At 53.0% G+C, this 25,382-nt stretch carries 25 protein-coding genes; 11 read left to right on the top strand and 14 right to left on the bottom strand.

Translation table 11 applies throughout. The annotated features are described in order from the left end of the window. Window positions 1-72 precede the first annotated feature (72 nt). The 4 genes from J0A68_RS09740 to J0A68_RS09725 all read left to right on the top strand — a co-directional run bounded on the left by J0A68_RS09740 (window position 73) and on the right by J0A68_RS09725 (window position 4,817). Window positions 73-1,023, top strand: a complete 951-nt coding sequence (locus tag J0A68_RS09740) for an RraA family protein (protein ID WP_206578019.1) — start codon at window positions 73-75, stop codon at window positions 1,021-1,023. A 289-nt stretch (window positions 1,024-1,312) separates the two neighbouring features. Continuing rightward, window positions 1,313-2,800 carry a mandelate racemase/muconate lactonizing enzyme family protein gene (locus tag J0A68_RS09735; RefSeq protein ID WP_206578018.1) on the top strand — a complete coding sequence of 496 codons (1,488 nt, stop codon included), beginning with the start codon at window positions 1,313-1,315 and terminating at the stop codon, window positions 2,798-2,800. Between the two features lie 135 nt (window positions 2,801-2,935). Further along, entirely contained in the window at window positions 2,936-3,964 is a 1,029-nt protein-coding gene (locus J0A68_RS09730; protein ID WP_206578188.1) for a bile acid:sodium symporter family protein, read from the top strand. Window positions 3,965-4,037: 73 nt separating this feature from the next. Further along, a complete protein-coding gene (locus tag J0A68_RS09725; RefSeq protein ID WP_206578017.1) occupies window positions 4,038-4,817 on the top strand; it encodes a hypothetical protein in 780 nt (259 codons plus the stop codon). Between the two features lie 85 nt (window positions 4,818-4,902). Here J0A68_RS09725 and J0A68_RS09720 read toward each other — a convergent pair whose 3' ends face one another. The 7 genes from J0A68_RS09720 to J0A68_RS09690 all read right to left on the bottom strand — a co-directional run bounded on the left by J0A68_RS09720 (window position 4,903) and on the right by J0A68_RS09690 (window position 10,580). Then, a complete protein-coding gene (locus tag J0A68_RS09720) occupies window positions 4,903-5,532 on the bottom strand; it encodes a hypothetical protein (RefSeq protein WP_206578016.1) in 630 nt (209 codons plus the stop codon). A 240-nt stretch (window positions 5,533-5,772) separates the two neighbouring features. Continuing rightward, window positions 5,773-6,114: an L-rhamnose mutarotase gene (locus J0A68_RS09715; RefSeq protein ID WP_206578015.1), complete on the bottom strand. Its 342-nt coding sequence runs from the start codon at window positions 6,112-6,114 to the stop codon at window positions 5,773-5,775. 154 nt (window positions 6,115-6,268) lie between these two features. Then, window positions 6,269-7,084, bottom strand: a complete 816-nt coding sequence (locus J0A68_RS09710) for a sugar phosphate isomerase/epimerase family protein (protein ID WP_206578014.1) — start codon at window positions 7,082-7,084, stop codon at window positions 6,269-6,271. Between the two features lie 3 nt (window positions 7,085-7,087). Continuing rightward, window positions 7,088-8,113: a zinc-binding alcohol dehydrogenase family protein gene (locus tag J0A68_RS09705; RefSeq protein ID WP_206578013.1), complete on the bottom strand. Its 1,026-nt coding sequence runs from the start codon at window positions 8,111-8,113 to the stop codon at window positions 7,088-7,090. A gap of 222 nt (window positions 8,114-8,335) precedes the next feature. After that, on the bottom strand, window positions 8,336-9,268 hold the full coding sequence (locus J0A68_RS09700) for an aldo/keto reductase (protein ID WP_206578012.1): 933 nt from the start codon (window positions 9,266-9,268) through the stop codon (window positions 8,336-8,338). A 53-nt stretch (window positions 9,269-9,321) separates the two neighbouring features. Next, window positions 9,322-9,762 carry a DoxX family protein gene (locus tag J0A68_RS09695; protein ID WP_206578011.1) on the bottom strand — a complete coding sequence of 147 codons (441 nt, stop codon included), beginning with the start codon at window positions 9,760-9,762 and terminating at the stop codon, window positions 9,322-9,324. 11 nt (window positions 9,763-9,773) lie between these two features. After that, window positions 9,774-10,580, bottom strand: coding sequence for a metallophosphoesterase family protein (locus J0A68_RS09690; RefSeq protein ID WP_206578010.1), 807 nt, complete (start codon window positions 10,578-10,580; stop codon window positions 9,774-9,776). Between the two features lie 299 nt (window positions 10,581-10,879). Between J0A68_RS09690 and nrfH the strand changes: the two genes are divergently transcribed. From nrfH to J0A68_RS09670, 4 genes are all read left to right on the top strand, one after another. Further along, window positions 10,880-11,521 carry a cytochrome c nitrite reductase small subunit gene (gene nrfH, locus J0A68_RS09685; RefSeq protein WP_206578009.1) on the top strand — a complete coding sequence of 214 codons (642 nt, stop codon included), beginning with the start codon at window positions 10,880-10,882 and terminating at the stop codon, window positions 11,519-11,521. Window positions 11,522-11,613: 92 nt separating this feature from the next. Further along, window positions 11,614-13,107, top strand: coding sequence for an ammonia-forming cytochrome c nitrite reductase (gene nrfA, locus J0A68_RS09680; RefSeq protein ID WP_206578008.1), 1,494 nt, complete (start codon window positions 11,614-11,616; stop codon window positions 13,105-13,107). Window positions 13,108-13,119: 12 nt separating this feature from the next. Continuing rightward, on the top strand, window positions 13,120-14,439 hold the full coding sequence (locus J0A68_RS09675) for an alginate export family protein (RefSeq protein ID WP_236021442.1): 1,320 nt from the start codon (window positions 13,120-13,122) through the stop codon (window positions 14,437-14,439). Window positions 14,440-14,472: 33 nt separating this feature from the next. Next, on the top strand, window positions 14,473-17,574 hold the full coding sequence (locus J0A68_RS09670) for a cytochrome c biogenesis protein (RefSeq protein WP_206578007.1): 3,102 nt from the start codon (window positions 14,473-14,475) through the stop codon (window positions 17,572-17,574). Window positions 17,575-17,601: 27 nt separating this feature from the next. On the opposite strand, the gene J0A68_RS09665 is transcribed toward J0A68_RS09670, so the two are convergent. From J0A68_RS09665 to J0A68_RS09655, 3 genes are all read right to left on the bottom strand, one after another. Continuing rightward, window positions 17,602-18,015 carry a putative toxin-antitoxin system toxin component, PIN family gene (locus J0A68_RS09665; protein ID WP_206578006.1) on the bottom strand — a complete coding sequence of 138 codons (414 nt, stop codon included), beginning with the start codon at window positions 18,013-18,015 and terminating at the stop codon, window positions 17,602-17,604. Beyond that, window positions 17,984-18,214 (bottom strand): type II toxin-antitoxin system VapB15 family antitoxin, encoded by a 231-nt coding sequence (vap15, locus tag J0A68_RS09660; RefSeq protein ID WP_236021440.1) that lies wholly within the window; start codon window positions 18,212-18,214, stop codon window positions 17,984-17,986. The genes J0A68_RS09665 and vap15 overlap by 32 nt, the downstream gene beginning before the upstream one ends. Window positions 18,215-18,298: 84 nt before the next feature. Further along, a complete protein-coding gene (locus tag J0A68_RS09655; protein WP_206578004.1) occupies window positions 18,299-18,823 on the bottom strand; it encodes a DinB family protein in 525 nt (174 codons plus the stop codon). A gap of 220 nt (window positions 18,824-19,043) precedes the next feature. Between J0A68_RS09655 and J0A68_RS09650 the strand changes: the two genes are divergently transcribed. Further along, window positions 19,044-19,643: a DUF1684 domain-containing protein gene (locus J0A68_RS09650; RefSeq protein WP_206578003.1), complete on the top strand. Its 600-nt coding sequence runs from the start codon at window positions 19,044-19,046 to the stop codon at window positions 19,641-19,643. 20 nt (window positions 19,644-19,663) lie between these two features. Here the strand turns inward: J0A68_RS09650 and J0A68_RS09645 are convergent, their stop codons facing one another. After that, window positions 19,664-20,056, bottom strand: coding sequence for a DoxX family protein (locus J0A68_RS09645; RefSeq protein ID WP_206578002.1), 393 nt, complete (start codon window positions 20,054-20,056; stop codon window positions 19,664-19,666). Between the two features lie 205 nt (window positions 20,057-20,261). After that, entirely contained in the window at window positions 20,262-21,899 is a 1,638-nt protein-coding gene (locus tag J0A68_RS09640; RefSeq protein WP_206578001.1) for an ABC-F family ATP-binding cassette domain-containing protein, read from the bottom strand. Window positions 21,900-22,080: 181 nt separating this feature from the next. Here J0A68_RS09640 and J0A68_RS09635 point away from each other — a divergent pair, with 181 nt between their 5' ends. After that, the gene (locus J0A68_RS09635) at window positions 22,081-22,932 is read left to right on the top strand and encodes a sugar phosphate isomerase/epimerase family protein (protein ID WP_206578000.1); all 852 of its coding nucleotides are present in this window, start codon (window positions 22,081-22,083) and stop codon (window positions 22,930-22,932) included. A 14-nt stretch (window positions 22,933-22,946) separates the two neighbouring features. Further along, window positions 22,947-24,008: a glycoside hydrolase family protein gene (locus J0A68_RS09630; protein WP_206577999.1), complete on the top strand. Its 1,062-nt coding sequence runs from the start codon at window positions 22,947-22,949 to the stop codon at window positions 24,006-24,008. 20 nt (window positions 24,009-24,028) lie between these two features. On the opposite strand, the gene J0A68_RS09625 is transcribed toward J0A68_RS09630, so the two are convergent. Together J0A68_RS09625 and J0A68_RS09620 are read right to left on the bottom strand one after the other, a co-directional pair. Further along, window positions 24,029-24,532: a GNAT family N-acetyltransferase gene (locus J0A68_RS09625; RefSeq protein ID WP_206577998.1), complete on the bottom strand. Its 504-nt coding sequence runs from the start codon at window positions 24,530-24,532 to the stop codon at window positions 24,029-24,031. Window positions 24,533-24,634: 102 nt separating this feature from the next. Beyond that, window positions 24,635-25,357 (bottom strand): TlpA family protein disulfide reductase, encoded by a 723-nt coding sequence (locus J0A68_RS09620; protein WP_206577997.1) that lies wholly within the window; start codon window positions 25,355-25,357, stop codon window positions 24,635-24,637. Window positions 25,358-25,382 lie beyond the last annotated feature (25 nt).

Genomic DNA, 25,382 nt, shown 5'->3' with positions numbered 1-25,382 from the left:
CAATAACCAATTGCCAATGGTCAATGTGAAATTTTCAATAACCAATAACTCAATAACCAATAACCATTCGCCATGATTTCCAAAAAACTAACTCGCCTGCTCATCCTGACCTGCCTTACGCTGGGACTGGCACCGCAGGCTTTTTCCCAAAATGTAGGCGCAAGCCCCGAATTCATCAAAGCGCTCACCGCGGAGTGGAAGGGCGAGAGATTCCCGGACGGACGTCCCAAGGTGTCTGATTCCATCCTGGAGCGGCTGAAAAACATCTCCATCGAGGAGACTTGGGGCGTGCTGCGCAACAAGGGCTACAACAACCAATACGAGGGCGACTGGCAGCTCATCTGGCCTGACTCCGCCATGACCGGACGCGTGGTCACGGCCCAATACATGCCCTTGCGGCCCGACTACCAAAACCAGATCAAAACGCAAGGTGTGGACAAGGAGGGCAGATCCGGAAAAGGCGGAACCAACTCCTGGCCCATCGATATCCTGACCAACGGCGACGTCTATGTGGCCGATGGCTACGGAAAGATCGCCGATGGCACGCTCATAGGCGACAACCTGGGCAACTCCATCTATGCCAAGTCCCAGCGGGGTGTGATTTTCTACGGTTCTGTCCGCGACCAAGAGGGACTGTCGGAGATCAAGGGCTTCAATGCTTGGCACAAGGGGCAAGATCCTTCCTTCATCCGCGAGATGATGCTCACTTCCATCAATGCTCCTATCCGAGTTGGCCGCGCGACGGTACTTCCTGGCGACGTGGTTTTGGCGAAGAAATATGGGGTGATTTTTATCCCCGCGCATCTGGTGGAGGACTTGGTGATCACCTCGGAGATCACGGGGCTGAGGGATGAGTTTGGCCATCAGCGCTTGAGGGAAAAAAAATACCTGGCCGGACAGATCGACTCCGAATGGACCGATGAAATCAAAAAGGACTTTCTAAACTGGCTGGAAAACTACCCCGGAAAACTCCCCATGACCAAAGCCGAACTGGATAACTACTTCAAGGAAAGGAACTGGTAGCCGCCAAGTTTCCCGATGGTCTCAAATTTCTTCGGTCTTTTTAAAAAATAGCCCCTCGGCGAAACGGGATTTCTGACGAAAGTAGAATCACCGCTTTTACAAGAAAAACATAATGATTATCCGCTGATATGCCAGCAAGTAGCCGTGACAATCCGAGATAACGCTAAAGTTGGGGCTTTGCCCTACTTCGGTCTTCGGTCATCGGTCTTCCAACCCCTGTGAAGAAGTGAATTCGCTCACTGGCAAGATTGCGGAGATACAGGAAAACATAACCCAAAACAACTGATACATGAAAAACAGACTTCAAGAAATCATCGCCCAGCAGCGGGCGGAGGAGCAGCGCTATGCGGCCCACCGAAAGGCCGAAATGGAAAACCCTTTGACCGGATCCAACCGCAGGGACTTTTTAAAGAAAACTGCCCTGGGCGGATTTAGCCTGGCGGCACTCACCGGACTCACCTTTGAGGATACCATGGCGGAGACCACACGGAACGTGAAGCGCGCTTCCGCTCCCGCAGACCTCAAGATCACGGACCTGCGCTATTGCGTCACCGCGGTGATGGGACGCACGGCGATCATCCGGATCGACACCAACCAGGGCATTTACGGTTTGGGGGAAGTCCGTGACGGTGCCGACCCCCGCTATGCGCTGATGCTGAAGAGCCGCATCATGGGCGAAAATCCCTGCAACGTGGAGCGGGTGTTCAAAATTATCCGTCAGTTTGGAGGGCCAGCGAGGCAAGCCGGCGGTGTCTGCGCCGTGGAGATGGCGCTCTGGGATCTTTGCGGCAAAGCCTACAACGTCCCCGCCTGGCAGCTGCTGGGAGGCAGGTACCGGGACAAGGTGCGCCTCTATGCAGATACGCCCGAGGGAAAAGATCCGGAAGACCAAAAGCAAAAGATCAAATACCGCATGGAAGACCAGGGCTACACCTGGCTGAAGATGGACGTGTCGATCAACGAGATCAAGGACATTCCCGGCTGTCTGGTGAACACCGAGATTTTCGACAACGGCGGTTCCAGCCAGTGGCAAGGAGGATTTATGTCCTACTCCAACACGGCTCACCCTTTCACCGGAATCCAAATCACGGAGAAAGGGCTGGATGAGCTCGAAAAGATCGTTCACAACGTCCGGGAGATGGTCGGATACGAGGTTCCTATTTCCACCGACCACTACGGACATATCGATATGAACAACTGCATCCGCCTTGGCAAGGCCTTGGACAAATACCGCTTGGCTTGGTTTGAGGACATGGTGCCTTGGCAGATGTGGCAGCAGCACAAGGTCATCACAGACACGCTGGATACGCCTAACCTGACGGGGGAGGACATCTTCCTGCTCAGCGGCTTCAAAGATCTGATCCACAATCGTGCGGTGGACATCGTCCATCCGGACTTGGCCTCGAGTGGAGGACTGCTGGAGACCAAGCGCATCGGGGACTATGCGGAGGAGTTTGGGATTGCGATGGCGATGCACCAGGCAGGGACTCCGGTGTCCTTTATGGCCAATGTCCATTGCGCCGCTGCTACGCAAAACTTCCTCTCGCTGGAGCACCACTCGGTGGATGTGCCCTGGTGGGAAAGCCTCGTGACCACGACCGGTGGTGACAAGCTCATCGACAAGGGCTACGCGCCGGTGCCGCTTACCGCTCCCGGCTTGGGAATCGAGCTCAACGAGGAGGTGGTCAAAGAGCACCTGCACGCTACGGACAAGACCTACTTCGCACCGACTGACGAGTGGACGGAAAAACGCTCCCACGACCGAACCTATAGTTGATTTATCGCTCTGTCTCCGTCGGAATTCCCCTGTTTTTCGGCGGAGATTTTTATCTTACTATCTACCCAAAATACCGCTGTTTTGAATCAGAAAATCTACACCTATTGTCTGTATGCATCGCTTGTTGTTTTACTCATGGCCGGCCTCGCCTGGCTGGGAGGTTTTTCCACTTGGCCAGGCCCGCTGCTGATCCTGTTTTTTGTCCTCTTGGGAGTCGGAAGCCGGGGCTATGAGTCGCTGAAGGGCCTGACCTATTCCCTGATGATCCTGGCCGCGGTAACAATGGCGATGTTTTATCCGGCGTTTTTCCAGGAGTATAGAGGCTACAAGTTTTCCAACCTCATCACGCCCCTGATCCAGGTCATCATGTTTGGAATGGGCACGTCGATGAGTATCCGCGATTTTGCGGGGGTGGTGAAGACTCCCCAGGCAGTCCTGATTGGAGTGGGGGCGCAATTTCTCATTATGCCACTGCTCGGTTTGACCCTGGCTTGGCTAAGTGGTCTGCCACCAGAGATCGCGGCGGGATTGATTCTCATGGGTAGCTCGCCGAGTGGCTTGGCCAGCAATGTGATGACCTACCTCGCCAAGGCAAACCTGGCTCTCTCTATCACCTTGACCTCGGTGACCACGATGTTGGCTCCGCTGATGACGCCCTTTCTGATGAAGGTCTTGGCGGGCGAGTTTATCGAGATTGACCTGGTGAAGATGATGTGGGACATCTTCAAGATGATCATCATCCCCATCGGCGCGGGGCTGATCTTCAACAAGATTTTTCGCGGCAAGTCGGCCTGGCTGGACAAGGCCATGCCCATCGTGTCCATGATCGGGATAGGCCTGATCATCGTCGTGATCACCGCCGCCGGCCGCGATGCCCTTTTGGATATCGGGATGCTGCTGATCGGATTGGTCTTGATCCACAACTTTTCCGGGTATGCGATCGGGTACTGGTTTGCGAGGATATTTCGGATGGGGGAAAAAGACTGCCGCACCGTTGCCATCGAGGTGGGGATGCAAAATGCGGGCTTGGCCTCAGGCATTGCCAAGGAGATGGGCAAGATCGCCACCGTTGGTTTGGCAGCGGCTGTTTTCGGGCCGGTGATGAATATTTCGGGGTCTATCCTTGCTTCGTACTGGCATAAAAAGGAAATAAAAGAACGATAAATATTTCCTTCAACGATTACAATAAAAGAAGTTCTACATTAGTTTAGAATATGGTTTTTTGACAATCCATGCTATGACTAGACTAGGGTTCTTTTTCGGGATGATGTTTTTGATCTCCACTTCGACGGCCTTTTCCCAAGTCCAAACCAATGCCCTCAAAAAGGCCGAGCGATTCGATCGAAAGGATACATACCGCAAGCTAAGCGACGATGAGGGGCTTTTTTTGCTACCACAATTTGGGATGCGCTATGGCAACAATCCAGATCCCAGCTTCTCTGGTTTGCAGGATCTGAGTCTTTACTATGGTCTCGGATTGGGATACCGAAGAGGGAACTTGTCGCTCGAGTCGGGCTTGGCCGTGTATCACCATACTTCCAGTGCGGTTTATTTTCCGATCTGGGAAAGAGAAGAATATGTCGCAAACTCAGATTTGTCCGCATTGGTCTTGCCCTTTACCTTTCGCTACGATATTCCAACCGGGGAAAAGGAGAATGTCCGCCTGGGTGCCTTTTTTACCAGTAATTGCTCCTTGGTTTTTCTGAAAGACGATGATTCAAGATCCGGGACAATGCAGCATGGAGAGGAGCAAATGGAGTACTCACTTACTTCTGAGGCAAAAAGCCCCTTTTTCTTCAAAACCGGCCTTCACGCCAAAGTCCGTTTTCTGAATTCCGCTTTTCTTAACCTTGAAGTAGGACAGTTTTTCGCCTTAGGTACCAATCGGCTTTATACGCTGACTCTGGACGATGCGCCGCCTAGGGAAGTATCGAGAAAATGGGAGGGCTTGACTTGGTCGGTCGGTGCGGTAGTGCCGATAGCTGTGTTGGAAGGGAAGTTTCGGAAGAAGGATTAAAAGATTAATTATGAGAAGAGCTCTGTAATCGCAAAAATCTCTAAACTTCAAAAAATGAGGGTCAGAGCTAAACATGCTACTCAATTTAGCTCTGATCTTTTTCAGTCACCAAAGTCCAATATTCTTCGATACTGTTTGCTCTTCTAAAAAATGATTTGAGAATGGCAAACCCAAATATTGTTCCTCCAGCGAACATTGCCAGATTCCAATACCAGAGGATTGGCTTATCGTTCAGCTCTATCAAAATTGCATTTTCGTCCAGCCTCAATAAGTCGGTTTCCAAGGTTTCAAAGTCACTACTTTTCAGGTTTTCTAGTCCAGTCTTGACCAACCCATTTACAGAGGCGCTATCCACTGGTAGACAATTTCCGGATGTGAGGCAATCCCTGTTTTGGTTGTTAAGTCGAACCAGTATTTTAACGCTTATCGGTTCAGAATTCGCTAGTCTTTCTGCCTGTTCAAAACTCAACAGAGGATATACAATATCTACAGGAGAGAACTGATTCTCTTCGTAGTAAATGAAATCCTCTTTGTAAGAGATGCCGTTTACGATGTTTATGTTTCTTGATTCGATGATTTTCGATTGTTCAAGTTGCGAAATGTCGAAGGTCTCAGTGTTTCCGTGGAAAGTGTTTATTATAAGACCATCTAAACCTTTCCAAGAAAGGAAGATGAAAAGACCGCCAAAAATTAATTTGTTAAGTATTGTTTTCATTAAGGATAATTAGAGTGGCGGTAAAGCTAGTTTTTGGGGTGAAAAAAGCAAAAGCCGGTTTGTTTGTGCTATAGGCTTCCGCTCTTCGAAATTTGTAATTTCGAAGTCCTATCGTCGGATTTTCAATCCGAGAAATAGAAAATGGGCAGCAAGCTGTTTTTTTCCGGATTGAATAGGAAAGAGACTTGGATGGATCGCAGATCCCTAAATGCCGGTTCGCGATTGCAAATCACGAACAGCCTAAAGTCCAGACTTGAAAATCCTGTCCATCAGCACCCACTTTTCGCCCGGCTTGGACCAGGGAATGGGCTGCTGAAACCCCCACATCAAGTCCTCCCATTTGGCGATAATGGGATTGGCGGCATCCTGCTCGGCCTTTTTCTCAAAAGTAAACTCGTCCACCGTCTCCAAGATCATAAACATCCGGTTGCCGGTGCGGAAGATCTCGATATTCAGGATGCCGCAGTCTATGTCGTGCTGGGTAACCTCCGGCCAAGCGGCTCCGGGAGCGTGGTATTGTTCGTATTCCCGGATGGATTCGGGATCGTCGATGAGGTCAAGGGTGAGGCAGAAGCGTTTCATGGGAACTACGATTTGGGATTTTCGATTTACGGGGTTCTTTTTAGAGTTGGTCTGGATTGGCAGGTAGAGCGCTTTTGAAGATGATGAAGTTGGCGGAATGCGATTGAGGTTCTACTGCACGTCGTAAATCAAACCTCTTAAATCGTAAATGCATTTATCCAAAGTATTTCCGAAATGCCTTGATCGTCTGCTCGGCTGCGGCATCGGGATCGGGATGGGGGAAAGCCTCTGCGGAGACGTAGCCCGAATAGCCAATTTTCCTCAAAGCGTCGGCAATCGGCATCATGTCGGTATGGCCCAATCCCATGGGACTTCTCTGGGAGTCGGCAAAATGCACATGGCCGACGTAGCCGCCAAAGTCCCGGATGCTTGCCGATAGATCCGATTCCTCGATGTTCATGTGGAAAAGGTCGGCCAGCAGCTTGGTGTTTTCCAGGTTGTTTTTCCGCAGAAAATCCACGGCACTTTCCAGCGTATTGAGGAGGTTGGTTTCGTAGCGGTTGAGCGGCTCATAGATCAAAAAGACGCCTTTCTCCTGCTCATGTTTCTCCAGTATCTTCAGCCCATCGGTGAGCCAAGCCATTGTTTCTTCACGGTTTCCATTGGGCAGCACATTGCCCTGCATCGAACCGATGATGGCCGGCGCGCCAAATTTTGCCCCGAAGGAAATCATGTCCGAAATGAAGGAAATGGCTTTTTTCCTGACTGTGGCATCTGGGTCGGTGAGCGTCAAGCCATGAAGGACTTTCCCCGCACCTGTTCCCACGGCGGCGAGTTGAAGCTGGTGTTTCTCCAATAAGGCTCCAAAGTGAATCGGGTCAATGGCGTCGGCTGAAGCGGTGAACAATTCAACCGCGTCGAAGCCGAGGGCTGCCGCCTTTTCCAGACTTTTTTCCAGATCGTTCCAAAAGATCCAAGGCCCCGACTTGATCTGCGGAACCAGCGCGATAGTGACTGCGGATTTGATCATGGCCTATCGTTCAAAGTCTATCATGATCTTGATGATTCCCTGGGGATTTTCCGACCAGGATTTCAGCGTTTCCGGTGCTTCGTCTATGGAGATGACCTTGGAGATGACCTCGTCCACGGGGAATTTTCCCGCTTCCAGATAGTCGATCACCTCGGGAAAGTCCTCCCTTCCCACGCAGTTTCTGGAACCCAGGATCTCGATTTCCTTTTGTACAAAAAGGGAGGTGTTAAACTCCACCGGCGCCTTCGCATAGCCTATGCACACCACCCGGCCCAAGAAGGCGACTTCCTCGACCGCACTACGATAGGTCGTTGGGCTTCCCACCGCCTCGATGATGACATCCGGCCCGTCGCCGTTGGTGAGCTCCTGGAGCTTCTCGTGCAAGTCCACTTTGGCTGGATTGATGGTGTGGGCTACGCCGATCTTTTGGGCGATTTCCAGCTTGGAATCATCCAGATCGATGGCGATCACGGTGGCTTTTCGGTTGACAGCGGAGGCCACGGCGCCCAGTCCGACGATCCCGCAACCCAAGACGGCCACGGTATCCTCGATTCCTACCCTGCCACGGGCTGCGGCATGGAAGCCCACGGTCAGAGGTTCCGCCAGGGCGAGCTCGCGCAGACTGAGTCTTTTGGAAAGAAAGAGGTCTTGCCAAGGGGCACAAACGTAGCGCGTCATTGCGCCGGGACGACGCACGCCCATGGTTTTGTTGGTCCTACAGGCGTTGGGACGGCCCTTTCGGCAGGCCACGCAAGTGCCGCAGGCGAGATAGGGGTAGAGCGTGACCCGGTCTCCGACCTGGACGGTGCCGGGTACGTCCGAGCCAAGGTCGACCACCGTCGCTCCGACCTCGTGACCGAGGATATTGGGGTACTCCTGAAGGGGGAAAAGGCCTTTGAACCCGTTCATGTCTCCGCCGCAAAACCCAACCATGCCCACTTCCAGCAGGACTTCCCCTGCTTTGGGCGATGGTTTTTCGATTTCGCGGACTTCTGATTTTCCGATTTCGGTAAGAAAAAGTGCTTTCATAGTTTTTCGTCAACCGACCACAGACGACAGTCCACAGCCGATGCTAGTTTTGTTTTTAAATTCATTTTCTGATATCGGACTTTCATCCTGGTCAGTAATTTAAATCCCCCTGCCCCCTTTGATTAGATTGGTATTTCAGGTTTAGCTTGAGAATAAAGGGGGAGTGGGCTCCCGCTTAGATCTTCGTGTTAAGTCTTGATACTAGCGTCTTGCTACTCGATACTAGATATTGTTTTCCGCCTTTCCCTCAAACCACATCCGGTTTTTCACCGGGGCGACTAGGGACTCGATCTGTGCCAAAAGCTCCGCCGGAATCTCAAAGTCCACCGCGGCGACGTTTTGCTTGACCACTTCCAGTTCGCACATGCCGACAATGGTCGTGGCGATGTCGGGATGGTTCATGGCATAGCGCAAAGCCACGTCACTCAGCCTCACTCCGTGGCTTTTGCAAAGCTCCAGCAGAACAGGCTGCATAGCTTTGACCTCGTCCGGAGAGCGGTGCCAGGGCGGAAGGCTGGCGTCGGAGAGGATGCGCTGCATCAGGGGTGCGGCATTCATCAGGCCGAAGCCTAGCTCTTTGGAAAGCGGCACCAGCTCGTCGTTGATTTCATCCTCGAGCAGGTTATAATGTCCCCAGGAAAGCACGCTGTCGGGCTTGCTCTCCCTTGCTATCTGGGCAAGGTAGCGCACGGGAAGTCCGGTGATTCCCCAGAATCTCGCTTTGCCGGACTGTACGACTTCCTGGATGGCCGGAATAGCCTCCTCGATGATGATACGCTTGTCCACAAACTCGATGTCGTGAAGCTGGAAGAGGTCGAGGTAGTCGGTCTTCAGGCGGGTGAGCGACTCGTCTATGCTTTGGAGGATTTTCTTTCTGGAAAAATCAAAGTCCTGCAAGTCGTATCGGCCACATTTGCTGGCCAGGATGATGTCTTTTCGCTTGCCCTCCAATGCTTTTCCCAAGCGGGACTCCGCCAAAGTCAGCCCGTAAAAGGGAGAAACATCGAAGAAGTTGACGCCATGGTCTAAGGCGTAGTGAACGGCGGAGAGGGCTTCTTTTTCATCGACGGGGTCAAAAACGTTGCCCATAGGGGAAGCTCCAAATCCAAGAATGGAGACTTTCATTCCGGTTTTTCCTAGGCTGCGATAGCGCATATTTTGGGTTTGAAAAAAGGTTGTGGAGCCAAGTTAAAAGATTTTCTATAAGTCTATGTCCTGTCTGCCGCCAAAAGGCTGTCCAGTTCCCAAGCTTTTCCACCCCAGGCGCTCAGCGCAAAGGCAGCCCCCGCGGCGGCGAAGACGGAGTAGTCAAACGCCCCTTTGATGCCGGTGGAGAAGGTCATCGACAGCCCAAAGATGAGTAGCAATACCCCGCTCAGCTTGGCAAAGAGCTCCGTCTTGAAGCCAAGCAGGAGGCAGATCGCAAAGAGGACTTCAGCCGCGGTGGCGATGGCAGCGAGCGAAGGGACGAGGGACTCGGGAAACCATGGATTGATGAGTCCGGTGTAGGCGACAAAATTGCCCCAGTCGCCCCAGACGGAGACTTCGCTGGGCCACATGCCGAATCGGTCTGCCACGGCGGAGAGAAAGCCAGCCGCCAGCGCGACCCGCAGAAAAAGCTTGATGAATTTGTGGTTTGGGTTTTCCATATGGTTGGTTGCTAAAGATTGTTCCCATTCAGGATCGTCCCGTCTTTCACCGTCTTCAGGTAGGTGACGGTCTTGCCGTCCTCGCCGACTTCGCAGACGCGGTAGCAGGGAAAGGGATTGCCCCAGCTGCCGCCAAAATGTCCTGACCAAAGGAAGGGGTTTTTCTTGTACAGCATGATTCCGTCCACGTCGTGGTCATGCCCGTGGAAGGTTGCTCGCAGGTTTGGATAGCTGGCGATGAGGTCGAGGATTTCCTGGCAGGCGACGCCGTGTCGGGTCCAGTCGTTTTGGGAGATGTGGACAAAAAGGAAGACGTGGGAGAGGGCCTTATACGCTTCGAGTTGGGATTTCAGAAATGCCGCATCTGCGCAGAGATAGTCTCCTGCTTCGTTGGAGCAGCTGGCCAGGATGATGCCATGCTGGGCTTTGCTGACAAATGCAAAGTTGTCCGGCCGACCCCAGATCTCTTCCCAAGCCGCATCGGACACACGGTCATGGTTTCCCCGGGTGGTGTAGTAGGGCACTTGCAGCGTGTCATAGACCTTTTTGACCTCCGGCATCCACTTGGGTTCGTCATGGATCAGGTCTCCGTTGAAGACCACGAAGTCGACGTTTTCCTCCCGGTTGATCGCCTGGATCAGGTCACGGTGGGAGCTTTCGAAGTCCGTGTTGGGCTGGCCATAGTGCCCGTCGGAAGCGGTGATGAACTTGAGGCGTGTGGCTTTGGGGAAGTCCAGTTTCCCGTAGGAGACAAAAGGAAGCGTCATGAGCGAGGTGCCGAGGAGGCTGATTTTTTGGAGAAAAGGGCGTCGGTGCATGTAGCCAATTTAGTGAATGAAATATTAGTACCCGTAATGATGCACGTAGAGACTTTTGATCCAGGATTTGTCGCGTATAGTCGTCCACAGTCGACAGACCACAATCCACAGCCTGAAAAAAAGGTGGTTCGACGCGGTTCCAATTGTACAAGTGTACGATTGCATAGAGACTTAGAATGAAATGCGGTCTCCTGTGCCTGGAGAGAAGAATTAGTTTTCTTCTAGATATCGCTTTCCTGACTTTGGTCATGGTTTGGCTTCAAGAGGATCGATACTTTTAACCATCAAAACTTTTCAACGTGGCCCTACCCCAAAGATTCAAGCGTTTTCTTTTTTCGAAAAGCCTGGTTCCGCCAAGGCGATGGAGACCTGCCGCCACTTTTGTGGTAGCCATCCTACTCGGCTTGGGTGTCTTCCTGTTGGACTTTTCCAATGCCTCCTCTTACCTCTCTGACGATCCCCAGGCCTGTGTCAACTGCCACCTGATGACTCCCCAGTACATCACCTGGACGCACAGCTCCCACCGCGAGGTAGCCAGCTGCAACGATTGCCACGTGCCGCATGACAACGTGGCTAACAAGTATTTCTTCAAAGCCAAAGACGGACTCTACCATGCTTCCATTTTCACCATGAGGGCCGAGCCCCAGGTGATACGTGCCCGTGAGCCCTCCATCGAGGTGATCCAAAACAACTGCATCCGCTGCCATCAGACCCAGGTGACGGATGCGAAGATGGAGGCTTTTGTCGCCGACCACGCGAGCAGCCGCACCGACCGAACCTGCTGGGAATGCCATCGCGACGTGCCGCACGGCCGAGTACGCAGCCTCTCCTCCGTGGGAGCCCAGATCGAGCCGATCAAAGAGTACTCTCCGGAAGATCTGAAGGTCATCCCCTCTTGGCTGGAGGAGTCGATGAAATCCGAAAAATCCAATCCCGAGTGATATGAAATCGAGCATGAATAGCACCTCAAACCTACCCTTGACTGCCTGTCATGCGAGATTCCATGTGGCGTTCAAAGACAAATCGTAAGCACATGAAAAACTGGATCCTTTTTACCATCACCGCAGTAGCTGCCTTTTTGCTTGCGCTTTTGGCAGTGAACATTTTCGAGCGGAAGTCCGAGGCGAAATTTGCCTACCAGCCCAAAGTGGAGATCGAGGGGATAGAACCCCGGGATTCGGTCTGGGGACTCAACTATCCCCGCCAATACCAGTCCTATCGCAAGACCGCCGATACGACTTTCCACAGCATGTATGGCACCTCGGGGCACAAGGATATGCTGGAGTCCGATCCTGAGCTAGTGGTGCTCTGGGCAGGCTATGCTTTTTCCAAAAACTACAATGCCCCCAAAGGCCACGCCTGGGCAGTGGAGGATATCACGAAAATACTGAGGACAGGCGCTCCCATGGCTCCCGGCGAAGGACCCATGCCCTCTACCTGCTGGACCTGCAAAAGCCCCGACGTGCCCCGCCTCATGAGCGAGCTGGGCGTGGCGGAGTACTACAGCCAAAAGTGGTCGGACTTTGGCTCCCAGGTCATCAACCCCATCGGCTGCGCGGACTGCCACAATCCCAAGACCATGCAGCTGACCATCACCCGGCCTGCTTTGATCGAGGCTTTTGAGGCCATGGGCAAAGACATCAACCAAGCCTCGCACCAGGAGATGCGCTCCCTGGTTTGCGCCCAGTGCCATGTGGAATACTACTTTGACAAGACCAAGCCAGGCATGGAAAAGGCGCAGTACCTGACCTTTCCCTGGAAGGATGGCATGGACGTGGAGGATATGGAGGCCTACTATGACAACATTGATTTTGCCGACTGGGTACATCCGCTCAGCAAGACGCCCATGCTCAAGGCCCAGCATCCTGACTATGAGCTCTTCGAAATGGGAGTACATGCCAAGCGCGGCGTAAGCTGTGCGGACTGCCACATGCCTTATCAGACCGAGGGCGGGCAAAAGTTTACCAACCACCACATCGGTTCCCCACTGTCCAATGTCGAAAACTCCTGCTTTGTCTGCCATCGGGAGAAAGTGGAAGACCTCGTGACCGACGTGTACGAGCGTCAGCGCAAGATCAAGGAAGGAACCGGCAACCTTCAGATCCTGATCGCCAAGGCCCATATCGAAGCAGCCAAAGCCTTGGAACTGGGCGCCACCGAAGCGCAGATGGCCCCGATTCAAAAGGGCATCCGCCATGCGCAGTGGAGATGGGACTACTCGGTCGCCTCCCACGGAGCAGCTTTTCACGCGCCTTTGGAAACCAGCCGCATCGTGACCTCTGCCACGGAGATCATCCAAAACACCCGCATCGACCTCAGCCGACTGCTGGCCAGTCTGGGCTACAACCAGGAAGTTCCCATGCCGGATCTCAAAAACAAGCAGGCACTCCAGGCCTACGTGGGCTGGGATATCCCGAAGGATCAGGCAGCCAAGCAGGACTTTCTGGAGCAGGTGGTGCCCCAATGGCTGAAGGAGGGAAAAGCCCGGGAGGCCAAAATGCCCGTCAAGACAGTCGGAAGCAACTAATCCGAAGAGGAAATGAAGCAGTTGAAATGGATTTTTGGAATGCTGGGGATGCTTTTGCTGAACCCTTTACCCAGCTTGGCGCAGTTCAACGTCGACGGGCAGATATTGATCCGAAGCGAATTCAGAAACGGCTACAACAAGCCAATTGCCGAGGGCCTGGATCCCGCGGGATTCATCGCCCATCGTGCCAGATTGCAGGCGGGCTATAAGCTGGATAGGTTTAATTTCTACATGAGCGTGCAGGACGTGCGCACCTGGGGCAGTACTTCCCAAGCCAACGTGACGGACGGGTTTCTCTCCCTGCACGAGGCCTGGGGCGAGGTGGATTTCGGGGAAAACTGGAAAGTGAAGCTGGGACGCCAAGAGCTCAACTATGACAACTTCCGCTTTCTTGGCAACCTCGACTGGGCGCTACAGGGGCGTTCCCATGATTTTGCCTTGGTGAAATATGAGAAGGAAAAGTCCAAGCTCCACTTCGGGGGAGGCTTCAACCAGGACGGGCAGGCGCTGAGCGGGAATATTTTCACCGTCCCAAACCAATATCGGGCGGCGCAGTTGGTTCGCTTTGAGAGCGTGCTCGGCAAAGTGGACTACACCCTGCTCTTTTGGAATGAAGGCAGGCAATGGACGACGAAGGATGCGGCTGGAAATATCACGGACAAAGGAGTTCGTTTTCGCCAGACGCTCGGGATTCCCATGCTCCGCACCACGCTGAAGAACACCACGCTCAGCGGCTACTTCTATTCGCAGTTTGGAGAGGATGTCAGCGGGACAAAAGTCTCCGCCTTCAATGCCAGCGCCCAGGTCAGCCAGCTGCTGGTCAGTACCGAGGAGGGGAAAAAGTGGCGCGCCACGCTGGGTGCCGAGTTGATCAGCGGGACTGACCGCGCTGGAGCCGACAAAAACAAGTCCTACACCCTGCAATACGGCACCAATCACCTCTACAATGGCTACATCGACTGGTTTTTTGTCAGCAACACCTGGGAAAATTCCGTCGGCTTGAAGGACTTCTTCATCCGAAGTCGTTACGAGTTCAATCCGAAATTTTGGATGCAGACCGATTTCCACAGCTTTTCTTCCTACGCGGATACGAGCCTTCCCGGAGAAAGCCCAGACTCCCAAAGCAAAAACCTAGGCTCGGAGCTGGATCTGACTTTCGGCTGGATCATCCACGAGGCCGTGTCGCTGCAAGGGGGATACAGCCAGTATTTTCTCTCAGATACCATGCGATCCCTGCATGCCCAGACCCTCAGCGATCAGCAAAACTGGGCCTATCTCATGGTCATCTTTCGACCTACGTCCAAGGCCAAATTCATCGGAGTCCTACAATAAACCGGCCTCACCCGAGCCGGCACATGCCCATACATGAAGTTTCTCTTTTCCACCAAAATCAGTCTCGTCCTCTTGTTAGCAATGGCCATTTCCATGGGAGTGGCCACTTTCATTGAAAACGACTACGGTACCCTCGTCGCCCGAAACCTCGTCTACGAAGCCTGGTGGTTTGAGCTGATCATGGCTTGGCTGTCGGTAAATTTCCTCTTTCATATCAGAAGCTACCGGCTCTTTTCAAAGGAAAAGCTTGCGCTGGGAATGTTTCACATCGCCTTTGTCATCATCGTGGTCGGAGCGGGGGTGACGCGTTTTTTCAGCCGCGAGGGCGTGATCCATATCCGCGAAGGACAGTCCCAAAGTACCTTTTACACGGCTGAAAACTACCTGCAGCTCGCTGACGCAACGGGTGCTGTGGCGCTCAGCCACCAGGAATTTATCCCGAAGGTTTTTGAGGCAAAAGCCTATCCGATAGAGCTGGGTGGAAAGAAGTTTTACCTCAAAGCCGAGGACTACATCAAGGGAGCCAGGGAGGACTATGGTCCGGGAACCGAGACCCTCATCGAGGTGTCGGTCTTGGATCAGGGAAACCGGCAGGATTTTACCCTGAAAAAAGGCCAAACCCTGAAAGTGGGTGAGCTTTTGATCAGTACTTCAGCGCAGCCCGAAGCGCAGATCCAGCTCATTCCCACAGACAGCACCTGGCAGCTGCTGTCTGCTTTTCCGCTCCAGCTCATGGAGATGGCCACGCAGCAGATGGGCAACCAAAATTCCCTTGTGATCGCTCCGCTGAAGCAGCGCACGCTTTACCAGTGGGAGTCGGGGGCTTTGGTCGTCCGATCGATTCGGGAAAACGTCAGCAAGATCCTCGTGGCCGAACCCGATGAAAAGGTGGCCAAGGACTTTCTCGACGGGGTGAAGGTGTCCGTTTTGGATGAGTCGGAGAAAGTTTTGAAAACCGGCTATTTCCTCAAAGTGAACCGGAATCCGGACTGGGTGGATTTTGATTTCGAGGGGGAAAGCTACCGATTTACCTACGGGCCAAAAGCGCAGACTTTGCCTTTTTCGCTTTATCTAAACGACTTTCAGCTGGAGCGCTATCCGGGTTCGAGCAGTCCCTCCAGCTACGCCAGCGAGGTGATGGTGGAGGATGGGGATGCGGAGCCCTGGCCTTACCGCATCTTCATGAACAATGTCCTGGACTACGGCGGTTACCGTTTCTACCAGTCCTCCTACGACTCCGACGAGCGCGGCACCGTCCTCTCGATCAACCAGGACCGGCCGGGCACCTACATCACCTATTTGGGCTACACCCTCTTGGCGCTGGGGATGTTTTGGACGCTTTTTGCGAGGGGAAGCCGCTTCCAGCTGATTCTTTCCCGTCTGGGGAAAATCAACAAAACGGCCATTTTGATCGCGATCCTTTCTTTACAAAGCCTGACACTTTTAGCCCAAGACAGCCTGCCGCGCTTCGTTCCGGAGGAAAAAGCCGCCGCCTACGGTCGCCTGATCGTGCAGGATCTGGATGGGCGCATGAAGCCGCTGAATACGCTCGCCAACGAAATCGTGCGGAAAATCCACGGCAGGTCACGCGTGGAGCTGGATCTGCCCATGGGCAAGATTAGTCTGAGCCCGGAGCAGTTTCTCCTGGCCGCGCAGATGAATCCCGAGCTATGGACCCGCGTGCCACTGATCAAGGTGGACGCCCAAAAGGGGGTTGAAATCTTTGGGATTCTGGGAAAGGAGCCGAGCGACTACCTGAGTTTTGCGGACTTTGTGGGCGAGGAGGGAGCCTACAAGCTTACCGCCAAAGTGGAGGAAGCCAACCAGCTCAAGCCCTCCCAGCGCAATGAGGGGCACAATGAGCTGCTCAAGGTGGACGAGCGCTTCAATATTTTCTACGGGCTGCTGATCGGTGACTTTCTCAAGCTCTATCCCAATCGCCTGGACGACAACAATACCTGGTACACGGGGCAGCAGTTTACGGAAGGGTTTGATGAGGAGGATGGGGTGTTTGTAAAAAACATAGGCCCGATGTACCTCCGAGCGGTGGCCAATGGCCTGGATACTGGAGACTGGACGGAGGCGGACGAGACGCTGGGCTACATTGATCTGTACCAGCGCAAGGCCGGCGAAGAGGTTTATCCCGGAGAGCTGGAGATCGATGCGGAGCTGCTTTATACCAAAATCAACTTGGGGAATCGCCTTTTTGGCGTGTTTTGGCTACTCGGGCTAGGCATGCTGGGGCTGGGGATTGCGATGCTTTTTCGTCAGAGCAAGGCGCTGTCCATTTCCTGGAAAGTCGGCGCGGTGCTGGCTTGGCTGGGTTGGCTGGCATTTACGGTCCACCTGCTTTTACGCTGGTTTATCGCCAAGCATCCACCTTGGAGCGACGGCTTTGAGATGCTCGTTTTTGTGGCTTGGGGCGTGCTGGTGTCTGGTTTGGTCTTTTCCGCCAAGTCCCGATTCACCATTCCCTTGGCCCTGCTTTTCTCGGGCACATTGCTTTTCGTGAGCTTTCTCGACTGGCTTAATCCCGAGATCACCAACCTCATGCCGGTGCTGAACTCCTACTGGCTCAAGATCCACGTCGCCATCATCGTAAGCAGCTACGCACCGTTGGGGCTTTCGGCTATCATCGGTCTGCTGAGCCTCATTTTGCTGATTTCGAAGCCGGCAAGTCCCCAGGCTTCTTGGTGGCGAGCGCAAAAGGAACTCATCGCCGTCAACGAGCTCTCGATCACGATTGGGCTCTTTTTGCTCGCCATCGGGACTTTTCTCGGTGGCGTTTGGGCCAATGAAAGCTGGGGTCGCTACTGGGCCTGGGATCCCAAGGAGACTTGGGCGCTGATCTCCGTGCTGGTCTATGCGATCATCCTGCACCTCCGACTCGTACCTGCCACCCGCTCCGCTATCGTGTACAACTTGGCCAGCCTTTGGGGCTTTTCCTCCATCGTGATGACTTCCTTTGGGGTCAACTACTACCTTTCCGGCCTACATTCCTACGCCAAGGGCGATCCGGTTCCCGTGCCGCTTTGGGTGTATTGGGTGGTGGCTGTGTTGGGCATTGTCTCCCTGCTTGCGGTTTTGAGATTCAAAAAGCTTTCGGCCAAGGAGAAGTTGGATTTGATGGTGTGAGTCGGCAGTATAGCGATTCGAAAGGAGCTAAAACAATTTTTCAAACTCGGAAGGAGTGAGGATTTTCGCTGTCAAAAACGGATTGAGTTCCAAAAGATCTTGGTCGCCTGTCACCAGATAGTCCGCCTTTGAGAAATCAATAAGATCAAGGAGGAAATTGTCTTTCGGGTCACGGCATAAAAAGTGCTTCGGGTGGTTTTCGATGCGGAGGGCGATGGTTTCCAAAAGGTCGATGAGTTCATTGACAGAAGCCTCTGGGAAATACCGTCTGATTTTTTCCCTGGAGGTTACTTGGCGAATTTCATCAATCAACTGTTGATCGATAACGATGGTAATGTCACCCCCTGAAATCCGGGTTTTTATGGATGTCAGCCGTCTGCCTATCAAAAAACTAATCCAAACATTAGTGTCAAAAATCACTTTCACGTTTTCGCTTTTCATAGATCCCTTGGCGGACATTTTCGACTTCCTCGGAAAGGGTGTCGAGATTCAGATCTTTTGTTTCGAAAGAATCCAGTAGTTTGGAAAGCTTGGAATCTATCGCGTCCTTTTCCAATTCTTTGGAAAGCCGCACTTTTTCTTTTTTTGGCAATTGTTTTACCAAGGAGAGGATTTGTTCGAAGGTTAGGTCTAGTTGCAAGGCAGCTTTCATGTTTTCCGGAGTGGATGGACTCAATTTAGTCAATAATTTTCTGTCTTTTTTTGTTCCAGATTTTATCTGGGATCAAGATCCAGCCCCCTGCCCAAAGTCGTAGCGCTTGTCCAAGATCCTTCTCAGGATGGCCAGCTGCCCGCAATGCCACAGCGTGTGCTTGATGTTCCAGTTGATGGCTTCGTATTTGGTCTTGGCGATGGGATGGGTGATTCCGGTCTTTTCGAGGGCGTCACCCAGTTCGTCTTCGGGCAGGAAGCCGATGATTTCCAGGGACTTTTCCTGCACCGCTTGGAGCTGGGGTAGCAAATCTTCTTTTTGCACTTTCCCTATCGATTTTGCGGGAGGAGCAGTGGTGAAGAGTTCGCTGTATTCCCTCATCGGAAGCTTGCCCAATAGATCTGGCTGATGGCCCCGGATCACCAAGACCGTGTGGAAGTAGTAGCTCAGCATCAAATGGCCAATCTGCCAAGTGATGTTGGTGTCGAGATTTTGGGGAATGTGGTCCCATTTTTTGCCCGGGATATCGGAGCTGAGACGCAGTGCCCATTCGTAGGCGTCTTCGGTTTGGGTACGGAGGTGGGAGATCAGGTCCATGAAAGCTGGGGCTAGAGGTGGATTGAAAAAAAAAAGGCGGGGACGGAGATCCCTATCGCTATGCCCCTGAAGTTAGTCAAAATGGCGTTTTTGGAAGCCTTTCTTTTTGAAAATCAAGTCGGCTCGCTCTGCGGCTTGTACAAACATGCTGCTGGGCGAGCAGCGGGTCAATTGTCTGAAACTATCTTTTTCATATCTTCCGGACAACTAATTTTATCCTATGAAACAGATCCTTTTGTTGGCCGTCTTTTTGGCCACGGCAAGCCTACCGCTTTCTGCCCAGTCCCATAAGCGGGAAATCAAGCAGTTCCAGAAAAAGCTCAACCATAGCTATGCCGATCCGAGTACCTCTCCTTTGCCTCCGGAAAAAGTCAACGGATTTGACGGGCTTCCTTTCTTCCCCGTCGATGAGCGCTATCGGGTGACGGCAAAGTTTCTAAAGCTTCCGGAAAAGGCCCTCTACACCTTCCAAACCAGTGACAACAGGCTGCGGGACTATGAGCGCTATGCCGTGGCGACATTTACCCTGCACGGGCAGGAGTATCAGCTGACCCTGTACAAAAGCACCGCAAAGGTGATCACCCCAGGCTATGAGAATTCACTTTTTCTGCCGTTCACGGATCAGAGCAACGGTAAGGATACCTATGGTGGTGGCCGATACATGGATGTGGAGATTCCAGAAGGCGACACGATTGTGCTGGATTTCAACCGCGCTTACAATCCCTACTGTGCCTATAGCGACCGCTATTCCTGCCCGATTCCTCCGCGGGAAAATGACCTTCCCCTCGCTATCGAGGCAGGCGTGAAGTATGGGAAATAGGGTAAAGGCTGTTTTTCCGCTTAGCCTAGATTAAGATCCCTTTCTCCGTAAACGCGGTGGTAGTAGGTGTAGGAAAGCATCAGGATACCCAGGATGATCAGCGGCATGCCGGTCTGGAAGCCCATGCCGTCCACCACCCAATGGCTGATGCAGGCAAAGACAAAATCAAAGACGAAGCCGGCATAGACCCATTCCTTGACCCGCTTGGGCAGGTTTGGAATCACCAGCAATATCGATCCGCCGACCTTGAAGAAGACCAAGGCGAGGCCAAAGTAGTCCGGGTAGCCAAGATGTCGGACACCTTCCTTCCCCAGTTCGGACTGGGAGAAGAGCGCGGGCATCACTCCCTCAAAGAGAAAGATGAAAATAGTGGAGGTCCAATAGATGATACGGTCGGATTTGGAGGCTTTCATGTCGTTTGTGGGATTGGTTTGTCCAAAATTAGACAGGGCAAATCCAAGGCAGCGACACCGATTCCGACAATCTGGGAGGGAGAATACGACACGATACTTGTCCAAGCTTCGGACTGGAATCCACATCAGTTCTGGGCCAAAAAAAAGTCCTCCAAGAATTTCGATCTCTCGGAGGACTGTTTGCTATAGGGATGGTCGGTCAGGCCTATTGCTTCCGCTCCACTTCTCTCAGGTTTTCCAGCTTCTTGTTTCTGAGGAATCCATTGATGTCCTCGAAGTGCTCTTTGACGCGTTTGTTGCCAAACTCAAACACTTTGGTCACCAAGCCGTCCAAGAAGTCCCGGTCGTGAGAAACGACCACCAAAGTCCCGTCAAAAGCCTTCAGCGCATCTTTGATGATGTCCTTGGTCTTCATGTCCAGGTGGTTGGTCGGTTCATCAAGGATGAGCAGGTTCACCGGTTCGAGCAAAAGTTTGATCATGGCCAGACGGGTTTTTTCGCCCCCCGAGAGGACTTTCACTTTCTTGTTGATGTCGTCGCCCTTGAACATGAAGGCGCCGAGGATGTCCTTGATCTTGGTGCGGACTTCACCGACTGCGATGTGGTCTATGGTTTCAAAAATGCTCAGGCTTTCGTCCAAAAGCGAAGCCTGGTTTTGCGCGAAGTAGCCGATCATGGCGTTGTGGCCGAGCTCGCACTTGCCCTGGAAGTCGATCTCGCCCATGATCGCCTTGATCATGGTGGACTTTCCTTCCCCGTTTTTGCCTACGAAAGCCACTTTTTGCCCCTGTTCGATGGTCATCGCGGCATCCTTGAAGACGACATGGTCGCCGTAGCTTTTGCTCATCTCATCCACGATGACCGGATATTTGCCGGATCGGGGAGAGGGAGGAAAGCGGAGTTTCAGCGCTGAGCTGTCCACTTCGTCCACTTCGATGATTTCCATTTTCTCCAGCATCTTCACGCGGGACTGTACTTGGAGGGTCTTGGAATAGGTGCCTTTGAAGCGGTCGATGAATTCCTGGATGTCGGCGATCTGGCGCTGCTGCTCCTCGTATTGCTTCTGCTGCTGCTCGCGGCGCTCTTTGCGCAGCTCCAGGTAATGGCTGTACTTGGCCTTGTAGTCGTAGATGCGGCCCATCGTCACCTCGATGGTACGGGTGGTGATGTTGTCCACGAAGGCCCGGTCGTGGGAGATGACCACGACGGCCTTGGCCTTGTTCATGAGAAAATCCTCCAGCCACTGGATGGACTCGATGTCCAGGTGGTTGGTCGGTTCGTCAAGGAGGATGAGGTCAGGCTTTTGCAAAAGGATTTTCGCAAGCTCGATGCGCATCCGCCAGCCTCCGGAAAACTCGGAAGTCGAGCGCTGGAAGTCGTCGCGCACGAAGCCCAATCCCAAGAGCACTTTTTCCACCTCAGCCTCGTAGTTGACTTCTTCGATCGCGTAAAACTTCTCACTCAGCTCGGATACCTGCTCGATGAGCTTGTAGTATTCCTCCGATTCATAGTCTGTCCGCACGGTCAATTCCTCGTTGATGCGGTCGATCTCGGTCTTCATGCCCAGGTAGGAGGAGAAAGCCTTCGCGGTCTCTTCCATCACCGTGCAGTCGTCCGCCGTCAGCAGGTGTTGGGGCAGGTAGGCGACCACGTAGCCCTTCGGCGCGGAGACTGCTCCGGAAGTAGGCTTGTTTTGCCCGGCGATGATCTTGAGCAGGGTAGATTTTCCCGCCCCGTTTTTGCCCATGAGGGCGATCTTGTCGCTTTCGTTGATGTTGAAGGTGATGTTGCTGAAGAGTGGGCTGCCGCCGTGGACCACGGAGACGTTATCGACTGAAATCATGAATCTTGGAATTGAAGCGGCAAAGGTAGGGAATTTGGAGTTTCGGGGGCAGAAAGATTTGATCTTGAAAGGCCTTTCGTGTAGACCTGCTGCCAGTCGCATCAATTGGCCATCTTTCCTTCTGAAGAGGCTTGTGAACTCCGCCAAAATGTGACACCTTTAGTCGGTATAGCTATTTAACATGAACAAAATAGGATTTAACGTGCTGGCTTGGTCAGCGGAAATGTCAGAGGCTTTGTTGCCGATTTTGGATCGATTGAAAAAGATCGGATACGATGGGGCCGAATTTTTTGTGGGAGGATCTCCCGAGGAGTCTTTTAAGCTGGTGGGAAAACACTGCGCGGATATCGGTCTGGAAGTGACCACCGTGACGGTGCTCAGTCCCGAAGAAAACCCGATTTCCCCCGATGCAGCCGTCCGGGAAAAGTCCAAGGAGCGGCTTCGATGGGTGCTGGATCGCGCGGCAGATCTGAATTCCCAGGTGCTTTGCGGGCCTTTTCATTCGGCCTTTGCGACCTTCGCTTCCCGGGCGCCCATGGAGGAGGAATACAACTGGTCTGCCGAAGTGCTGCACGAAATGGGCGACTATGCCCAAAAGCTGGGGATTGTTTTGACACCAGAGGCCCTAAACCGCTTTGAGTGCTATCTCGCCAACACCATGGGGCAGCTGGACTACCTTTTGGCCAAGGTGAACCATCCCAACGTGCAGGCGATGTTTGACACGCATCACGCGAATATGGAGGAGAAAAAACTGGGCGCGGCCATCGAGCTGATCGCGCCACGCCTGGGGCATTTTCATATCTCCGAAAACGACCGCGGCACGCCGGGTTCCGGCCATGTGGACTTTGACGAGACCTTTGCGACGCTGAAGAAAGTCGGCTATTCCGGCTGGCTGACCATCGAGGGTTTTACGCGAAATGACCCTGCTTTCGCCAACTCGATTGGCGTATGGAGAAACTTCTCCGAGCCCTGGGACATGGCTGAAAACGGCTACAAGCTGATCCGCGAAATGGGAGCGAAGCACGCCTTGTGATCACTTTTGTTTTCATGAAGACTTTGAGAAACTGGGCGTTCGTTGCGTTTTTTCTGGTGCTCGGGCAGGCTTTGGCCCAAGATGATCTCAAGCTTTCCGAACGCATTCTTCCCATCGGTCCGGAGCACATCTTCAAGACCGAAGGCTATTTCAACTGGTGTGGATCGGTGGTAAAGGGAGCAGACGGGAGGTACCACCTTTTCTATTCCCGCTGGCCGGAAGCGACCAAGTTTACCGGCTGGCTGCTCTTCTCCGAGGTGGCAAGGGCAGTCTCCGACTCGGCCACAGGACCTTGGGACTATCAGGAGACGGTCTTGACCGGCAGGGGGCCGGGATATTGGGATGCCATCACCGCCCACAATCCAAAAATCAGATATTACGAGGGAAAGTACTACCTGTACTACATCTCGACGCGCCTAGACGGAGACCCGGATTTTTCCGATCAGGATCTTTGGGAAATCAGCAAGACGTCGCGAACCCATCCACTTTGGAAGTCGGACCTGCGTCCCAACCAACGGTCGGGCGTGGCCGTGGCAGAGTCCTTGGATGGGCCTTGGGTTCGCCAAGACCAGCCACTCATCGAACCGGGTGGCCCGATCACTACCCTGACCGTCAATCCGGCCATCACCCAAGGCAAGGACGGGCGCTACTACCTGATCGTGAAGGGCGATAAGCCGAATGTCACGGGCTTTGTGAGAAATCAGGCCATGGCTATCAGCGAGCGTCCGGACGGAGACTTTGTGATCCAGCCCAAGCCCGTGATCGACTACCTCGATACCGAGGACATGTCGCTTTGGTACGATGAGGCGAGGGGATATTATTATGGCATTTTTCACTCCACGGAGCATTTTATCGGCTTGGTGAGTTCTCCGGATGGGATCAATTGGAGCAAGGCCGGGGAATTTAAGCTCATGGACAAGGCCATTGCCATGCGAGACGGCTCTTGGCTCAAGCCTCAGCGTCTGGAGCGTCCCTTTGTCTATGAAGAAAACGGGGCCGTGCGAATGATCGGCTTCGCGGTGAAGGAGGACGAGGAGTCCTATGTGGTTTGCCTTCCTTTGAAGCCTGAAAACTAGTCAGGACGCTCGGGGGATTACTAGTGTACCAGCAGCTTTTCAAAGGCCATCCTTGGAGCGCCAATAAAAAATACTTCGCCGCAGTAGCTGTAGCCCAGCTTTTCCAAGATCCGCAGCATGGGGGCATTGTCAAAATTGGTGTCCACCTTGATGCTGAAGACCTGTTTGGAAACGCATAAGTCTTCGATCATGCGGAAAAGCCGGGTCGCGACGCCTTTTCCTTTCACCGCATTCGAGGTGGCCACGCGATGGACGACGGCACTGTCTCCCTCGCTCAGCCAGGCGCCTTTGATGTCGCTGTAGGCGGGCTCCTCTTCGAAAAGGATGGCCGCGTAGGCTACCACTTCCCCTTCGTCCTCCAGCACGTAGCCGAAGTTGCTGGCTAAATCTTCCTCAACAGTAGACTCGTTGGGGTAGCCGTTTTGCCATTGTTCACTTCCCTCGGCTTTACGCTGGGCAATGGCTTGCTGCAAAATCTCCCAGATTTTTGGGATGTCCGCATCGCATGCTGCTCGTAGAAACATACTTTTTTTAATTAGATCGGAAATTAGCAAAAACGACATTCTTGAGACTTTTAGCCTCTGTTTTTCTTTTCAGGGAAAAAGCGAGGGCTGGAGACTGCCCAGCTATCGTGCAGTCGAAGTCTCGCTTAGGTGGCGGAGGATGGTTTCCTCCAAATCCATCTTTTCGTGGTACCTGAAGTAGGTGACCACCCTGCCTTTGGGGTCTAGCAGTACGGATGTCGGCAGTCTGGATATAAAGTATTTTTCCTGAAAACCCGTACCCTCACCCATCCAGCGTATGGGGTCGTATTTTCCACCGATTCCGGTTCTGATGTTTTCCTCATTGTCCCGTAGGCAGGTGATCGCGACCAGAGGGTACTTTTCGTCCAGCGCATCGACTTGCGCAGCGAGCGCCTCGTAGTCGGGATAGTCCAAAAATTCCACCACCAGATCAAACTTCAGGAGTACCCATTTTCCCCGAAGCTTTTTGCTCCGCAATTTTGTGCCGTCCACGAGGGTGAAGACAAACTTGGGCAGCTCCTCGCCGGGCTGTATTTGCTTGTGTTGGTTTCGGTTTCGGATGGTCAGATGGGCACTGTCGGGATGGTAATACCCGCGCGTCGGCTGACCATACTTGTTGAAGTCCTTATCCAGATAGGTAGATCCGCGTTTGCGTACGATCTCCATAAGTTCTTCTTCGCTGATCCGCTCCCCGGTCACTTGGTTGTAGATTTTGAAGGAGGTTTCGGGGCTTGTCAGGACCACTCGCTGCCGTTCTACCCCAATGGTCTGCGCCTGTGACGCTGCGACGACTAGGAAAGACAAAAGCAAAAGAAAGTTTCGCATGAAAAAGAGTGTTTTAGGAAATTAG

Origin of the sequence: Algoriphagus oliviformis, from assembly GCF_017254915.1 — a bacterium.
Classification (GTDB): domain Bacteria; phylum Bacteroidota; class Bacteroidia; order Cytophagales; family Cyclobacteriaceae; genus Algoriphagus; species Algoriphagus oliviformis.
The sequence above is the reverse complement of the archived record's forward strand: the minus strand, read 5'-3'. Positions and strand labels throughout refer to the sequence as shown.